Genomic DNA, 5,968 nt, shown 5'->3' on the forward strand with positions numbered 1-5,968 from the left:
TATTTGAAAGCTAATAAAATTAAAATGGAGGTATAGTATGAGAGATATTGATAATGCAGTAATCATATCTGCAAAAGTAAAACAAAATGAAATTATTGCTTCAGGGGATGTCGTTTATTTTTCTCCTGATGGAATAACTAAAACTCCAGGCTCATTAAAAACCTGGGGAGTAGTGATTGACGAAGATAATAATGCACAAAACAGGTTAGTTTGTGTGGCTGGACAAGTAGAATTACCTTTTGCAACTGGAAGTTGGTTTGATGGACAACCTTTTTATTGGTCACCAGGAGCAAGACAGGCAATAAGTGGATCAGCAGACGACCAGCAGATAAATGGTCTTTATGTTAGGGGAAAAGCTTTGATATTAAATAATTATGTGTTTACAAAAACTTAAATAGGAGGTTAAATTATGATAATTAATAATCCTGCATTGGTATTAAAACAAATAAACACATTGTTTGCAAAACAATTGCAATCAAATGAAAAAAATGATTTTGAGAGATTTTCTGAATATGTTAAATCTCTTAATTCGACAGAAGATTATCTTTTTTTCGACGCTATGCCAGCTGTGCGAGAGTGGTTAGATAAAATCGATTATGAAAAATTTAAATCATTTTCATATTCTTTAAAAAATAAATCCTGGGAGTTTGGTATACCCATCAAAAGAGAAATTATCGAAGATACAAAAGAAAATGGTGTATTACCACAAATTGAGAAATTTGTTAACGAAGCAAGTAGGAACTGGATTGATTTTCCTACACAATTAATTGCTGAGTTAATTGTTTCTAATGGCAAAGCTTTTGATGGTGTGAATTTTTTTGCAAATTCAAGACCTGAACTTGAAGGGTCAAATGTAATTAATAATATCGTTCCTGGAACAGGGACAACGATAGATAAAATCTATAATGATGTTAATTCTGCTATAGATAGATTATTTACTTTAAAAGCTAAAAACGGAAGACCTTATAATCGAGGTGCAAAAATATTATTGTTAGTTCCACCCCAATTGAGGTCATTTTTCCAGTTGTTAAAAGTATCTGATAGAATTGATGTGGCTGGCATTGGTTCAAATGCCCTTAAAGATACATTTGATTTTGTTATTAATTTTGATAGTGCAATTAATGATAATGATTATTATGTTATCAATGAAGGTGCAATAGTAAAACCTTTTATTTATCAAATTAGAAAAGAGCCAAGTTTTGAAATTATTGATGAAAAAGATAGTCCATTTGTAAAATATTTCTCGACTGCGAGGGCTAATGCTGGTTATGGTAATCCAATGTCAATAATTAAAGTAAATAATTAATTTTTTTTGGTGTCTTGAAATATAGACACCATTAAAAAATTAAAGGAGGGTTAAATGATTGTTGCGAAACAGGATTTAATCATTTTTGGAAAATTGTTTTTAAAAGGTGAAAAAATAACAAATGTCATTTGTGGAAAAATGTTCTCAAGAGAAGAAATAGAAAAGAAATTACAAGAAAAAAAATATATATATGAAATTGTTAATGAAAAAATTGAACAAAAAGAGAAAAATTCTGAAGAAGATAAAATTGTTAAAAAGAGGAGATAAAAAATGTATTGTGAAATAAATGATGTTGCTGTCTTTTGTGGATATCAAACATTTTCAAATACGACAGTGCCTACTATTTCTCAAGTAGGAGAAATAATTAAAATTGTATCAAACGAAATAGATTATTTTTTGTCATTAAAAAAAATTAATATTGACAAAAACGATGAAAAAATAAAATCAATATTAAAATTATATAGTATGATGGGTGCAAGTGCAATAATTTTACGAACATATTTAAATAACAATCAAGAAGGTGGGGCAATGTTAGAAGTTTATGAAAGTCGTTATAGGGATTTTATTACTAATATAAAAAAATATTTTATGTCTTTTACAGCCGTGGGGATGGATTAGGTGGAAACAAAAATATTAATTAATTATAATGATTATGAAAAGAAATTGTCAAATGCAAAACAAAAACTAAAAAATTTAAAACCAGTTTTGTCGGATTTTGAAAGATATTATAAATCATTGATACAAAAAAATTATTACACCCGAGGCAGCATTTTTGGTGAATGGGAAAAAAATACATTAAAATATGAAAAAAGAAAGAGAAAATTAGTAGCAAATAAGACTATAATGAGTAATGGAAAACCAGCGATAAGATTAGAACCTATGCGATTAACCGATGAGCTTAGGAAACAAGTTTTTTCAAAAAATGCAGTTAAAATTAATGAAGATAGTATATTGTATACAATTAACAACGTAGCTGGTTGCGTGTGGCATAAGACAAGACCGTTTTTGTTTGCTGTAAAAGAAAAGGACGGGATGCGCATACAAGACAAAATTAAATTTTTAAAAATGGTTGAGAAGTATTTAGAGAGAGAAAATGAACAAAATAATAACGCTTGAATTATTGAAAAGTTTAGAAAAATATTTTAAAGATAACATAAACAACGAAATAGAATATTACAATGTTGAATTTGGAACATCATTGCAAAAAATTAATAATATTACATATAACGCAATTAAAAAACAATTGCCAGAATTATATATTGGTATAGAACAGACAAATTTTGAATATGAAGACATATCAAGCGTAGGAAATGTAAAAATTACAAATAATTTTTATATTTCATTAGCTTATCGAACTAACGAGTTTGATTTTCAAGACAACGTTGAACGTTATATATATATATTGATTAATATGCTTGAAAAATACACTGATGAAAATGTTTTATTGTTATTGATTAAAAGTTGCAAACGAGGTGAATTACAGTCTGAAAATATGCAAACAATTAAAATAATTAATATAGATTTTGATATTATAACAAATAAATAAATAAATAAGGAGGATATTATGAGTATTATTAGACCGGTTGGGAAAAATGCAAAATTAGGTTGTTTCGAAAAAGAAATAACAGAAGGTAATTTTATTAATCCTACTAAAGAAATTCCTTTTAAAAGTTGTGACCTTAAAAAAACAATGAAAACTGAAGAAGATAGTAGTCTTGTAGGTTCAGTTTTTACAACTGATATTGTTTCAATGGGATATGATATACAAGGGAATATTGAAATGAATGCATATCCTGAAAGTTTAGGAGAAATTTTATATTTTACGTTAGGAAAAGACAATATTGATAATCCAATAAAGTCAATTGTAACAATAAGGTATGTTGGTAATGCAAAAAGATGCAGAATTAAAACAAATGGCGGGGCATTTATTTCTGAAATATTTAATGGTACAGATTGGATTGAAGATTTAAATATTGATTTAACAGGTAAGACGACTGTTGAACTTTCTGAAGCAATTAATTCAAATAACAATTATATTTCAAATGTTTGGGGAGTTGATAATGCTTCTGAGTTAACAATACCAACTGCTAAAGTGATTAGTAATGAATTAGATAGAAAAACAGAATTGTTGATTTTTAGAAACGTAAGCACAATAGCAAAAAATCATAATATATATGCGTCTAATGATGTGACTGATACTATTCCGTCTTTTTCTGTTATTATCGATAAAGGATTTGGTAATAATAAATGTTTCGGTTATGCGGGTTGTAAAGTAAATACAATGGGATTGAATTTCGCAACTAAAACATTTGTTACATCATCGATGTCAGTTAGGGCAAAAAAAGAATTGTCTGAACAAACATATCTTGCAACGCCTTTTCAGATAACAAATCCATTTACAACAAATAGAACAAGAATTTTTATAAATGGGTATGAATTTACTGATATTAAAGATTTAAAAATCGATATTAGTAATAATATGTATATCGACGAAGCTGTTGGAATAGATACATATAACGCCCAGGATAGACAAGGGGGGACGATTCAAATATCAGGAACAGCGAATTTAACAATTGAAGATAACAATCCAAAAACCACATACATTTTAAATCAAAAGTATGAAAAAAATGAAGCAATTGATTTAATATTGTTATGTGAAACCGAAATAGAAATTGATAGTGGTATAAAATCAATGTTTGTTATTTATATTCCTAAAATAAAGTTATCCGATGGGACTGTTTCGGTTGGTGGTCCTGAGAGACTTTCTTTAAGTTTTCAAGGGCAAGCAGTTAAATCGTCATTATCTTTGACACATATAGAAACATATATAAATAATAAAAAGACAACTGCATATTAATTTTTTAAAAGGAGGATAAAATGCCTATTATAAAAACAGAAAAAAAAGAAAAAAAGATTGATATATCAGAGTTTTTTAAGGAGGAAGCTTTTATAACAATAAAATATATAAATCGTGATATTTGGAGATATGCCAATAGACTAACTTTAAAAACAATTGATACTTTGGTGTATCAGGAAATCACGAATAATAAAGAATATAAACAATTACAAAAAAGAATTGAAAATTCTGATGGTGCTGAAAAAATAAAATTATTGAATGAATTAAATCAGTTGGTTGGAGATTTAACAGCAAAAAAATATGCAGATGTACCAATTGAAAAATTAACAGAAACCAAAAAAATAGAATTTGAAAGAAATAAGATATTAATCGAAAATGGTCTTGATGCAGATAATCATAACTTATTTGACGAAAAAGGGCAAAAAATTAAATTAGATTATGAAACAGTAAAAGAATTGCCATTTTTTGAAAAAATATTGAATGAAATATTAAAATTTAACGGAGATTTTGACCTGGGGGAGTAGAAATTGAACAGATTGAAAATTTTTTCAGTCTGGCAAAAACGTTTAAAACTGTAGAAGATTTTGAAGATGTAAAAGATTATGCTAATTATGAATATATTAAAGAAATTGTAATGTTAGTAAATAGATGTTATGATTACGAAAAAGATAAGTGGATTATATTACCATTTCCTTGTTCTTTATTTGAACAGGAGGATTATAATCCAAAATTATGGCAAATGATTAATTATATTATATTAAAAACCAAAGAGGTATTAATAAATGGCAGTCATTAATTTTGTAATTAATGCAAAAGATACAGCTTCGAAAACAATTGAAAATGTAGGAAAATCATTTAATATATTAAAAATATTTTCTGCTATTTGGGATTTTTTCACAAAATTCCTCTAAAGTTTAATCTTCATACAAAAATATAAATTTGATTCTTTGTAATCATATAAAATATCAGTTGTTATACCTAATTTCTTTTTTAGAAATTCATTATACTGATTTACAATAGCTTGAGCCTGAATTATATTCATGTTGTAAGGGTATGCTTTATAAAGAAAAAATGAAAATAAAAATATTGAATCAACAAGAGGGTATATTTATAATATACCAGCAACAGATATTTATGAAACCGACAATGAATACAAAATAATATTTGATTTACCAGGCATAGAAAAAGAAGATATAAATATAAAAATAGAAAAAGATATTCTTACACTTACAGCAGAAAGTAAAAAAGAACCAGTAGATGGTTATGAATTAATAAGAGAAGAGATAGAATTTAATGGATATCAGAGATCTTTTAATCTAAATGGTGTAGTTGATACTGAAAAGATATTAGCAGATTATAATAATGGCACACTTACTATAACATTACCTAAAAAAGAAGAAAAAAAGACAAAAGAGATTAAAATTAAGGTAAATTAATTAAAAAGTTTTTTTAAAAAAATGAAGCTGCCCTACAAAGGGCAGCCTTTTTTATTTAACTAAATTTATTCATTATAAAGAGCATTTATTTCATCTTGTGATAGGACATAACTATAAAATTTTATATCAGCTTTTTTACCATTGAAATATATATCTCCAATAAAACTATTCATATTACTAACAATTCCACATAATTTTAAAAAATACCCCTTCCCAAAAAAAAAACTTGCAAATTTATTTTTATTTGGTTATGATAAAACAATTTTGTTTAGCTAAGGAGTATTTTTATGGCAAAAAAGATTTTTTATATTTTTTTTATACTATACTTTTTGTTTTCATGTAAAATTACTTTAGAGAAAAAAGATGAAC

Annotated in this window: 10 protein-coding genes; all 10 read left to right on the forward strand. The window is 26.5% G+C overall.

Features of this window, described 5'->3' with window-relative positions; genetic code table 11:
* The first annotated feature begins 37 nt into the window (after positions 1–37).
* The 10 genes from AC6QZF_RS06335 (at position 38) to AC6QZF_RS06380 (ending at position 5,599) form a co-directional block, all read left to right on the forward strand.
* Positions 38–394 carry a hypothetical protein gene (locus tag AC6QZF_RS06335; RefSeq protein ID WP_499799038.1) on the forward strand — a complete coding sequence of 119 codons (357 nt, stop codon included), beginning with the start codon at positions 38–40 and terminating at the stop codon, positions 392–394.
* A gap of 15 nt (positions 395–409) precedes the next feature.
* Complete coding sequence (locus AC6QZF_RS06340) at positions 410–1,306, forward strand: Mu-like prophage major head subunit gpT family protein (RefSeq protein ID WP_499799039.1); 897 nt, start codon at positions 410–412, stop codon at positions 1,304–1,306.
* 54 nt (positions 1,307–1,360) lie between these two features.
* Positions 1,361–1,573, forward strand: coding sequence for a hypothetical protein (locus AC6QZF_RS06345; protein ID WP_499799040.1), 213 nt, complete (start codon positions 1,361–1,363; stop codon positions 1,571–1,573).
* Positions 1,574–1,576: 3 nt separating this feature from the next.
* Entirely contained in the window at positions 1,577–1,924 is a 348-nt protein-coding gene (locus AC6QZF_RS06350) for a hypothetical protein (protein ID WP_499799041.1), read from the forward strand.
* Positions 1,925–2,422, forward strand: coding sequence for a hypothetical protein (locus AC6QZF_RS06355; RefSeq protein WP_499799042.1), 498 nt, complete (start codon positions 1,925–1,927; stop codon positions 2,420–2,422).
* The gene (locus AC6QZF_RS06360) at positions 2,400–2,852 is read left to right on the forward strand and encodes a hypothetical protein (RefSeq protein ID WP_499799043.1); all 453 of its coding nucleotides are present in this window, start codon (positions 2,400–2,402) and stop codon (positions 2,850–2,852) included. Before AC6QZF_RS06355 ends, AC6QZF_RS06360 begins: the two co-directional genes overlap by 23 nt.
* Before the next feature lie 18 nt (positions 2,853–2,870).
* On the forward strand, positions 2,871–4,163 hold the full coding sequence (locus tag AC6QZF_RS06365; protein ID WP_499799044.1) for a phage tail tube protein: 1,293 nt from the start codon (positions 2,871–2,873) through the stop codon (positions 4,161–4,163).
* Positions 4,164–4,183: 20 nt separating this feature from the next.
* Positions 4,184–4,687: a hypothetical protein gene (locus tag AC6QZF_RS06370; RefSeq protein ID WP_499799045.1), complete on the forward strand. Its 504-nt coding sequence runs from the start codon at positions 4,184–4,186 to the stop codon at positions 4,685–4,687.
* A 258-nt stretch (positions 4,688–4,945) separates the two neighbouring features.
* Positions 4,946–5,074, forward strand: coding sequence for a hypothetical protein (locus AC6QZF_RS06375; RefSeq protein WP_499799046.1), 129 nt, complete (start codon positions 4,946–4,948; stop codon positions 5,072–5,074).
* A 219-nt stretch (positions 5,075–5,293) separates the two neighbouring features.
* A complete protein-coding gene (locus AC6QZF_RS06380; protein ID WP_499799047.1) occupies positions 5,294–5,599 on the forward strand; it encodes an Hsp20/alpha crystallin family protein in 306 nt (101 codons plus the stop codon).
* Positions 5,600–5,968 lie beyond the last annotated feature (369 nt).

The sequence above is a fragment of the Eximiradius sp. genome (assembly GCA_937127445.1).
GTDB lineage: Bacteria > Bacteroidota > Ignavibacteria > Kapaibacteriales > UBA2268 > JAKIZO01.

Bases quoted from the DNA above. Each gene is read 5' to 3' on its own strand.
- AC6QZF_RS06350 (WP_499799041.1), top strand. From the start codon at position 1,577: ATGTATTGTGAAATAAATGATGTTGCTGTCTTTTGTGGATATCAAACA.
- AC6QZF_RS06340 (WP_499799039.1), top strand. From the start codon at position 410: ATGATAATTAATAATCCTGCATTGGTATTAAAACAAATAAACACATTG.
- AC6QZF_RS06335 (WP_499799038.1), top strand. From the start codon at position 38: ATGAGAGATATTGATAATGCAGTAATCATATCTGCAAAAGTAAAACAA.
- AC6QZF_RS06360 (WP_499799043.1), top strand. From the start codon at position 2,400: ATGAACAAAATAATAACGCTTGAATTATTGAAAAGTTTAGAAAAATAT.
- AC6QZF_RS06375 (WP_499799046.1), top strand. From the start codon at position 4,946: ATGGCAGTCATTAATTTTGTAATTAATGCAAAAGATACAGCTTCGAAA.
- AC6QZF_RS06365 (WP_499799044.1), top strand. From the start codon at position 2,871: ATGAGTATTATTAGACCGGTTGGGAAAAATGCAAAATTAGGTTGTTTC.
- AC6QZF_RS06345 (WP_499799040.1), top strand. From the start codon at position 1,361: ATGATTGTTGCGAAACAGGATTTAATCATTTTTGGAAAATTGTTTTTA.
- AC6QZF_RS06370 (WP_499799045.1), top strand. From the start codon at position 4,184: ATGCCTATTATAAAAACAGAAAAAAAAGAAAAAAAGATTGATATATCA.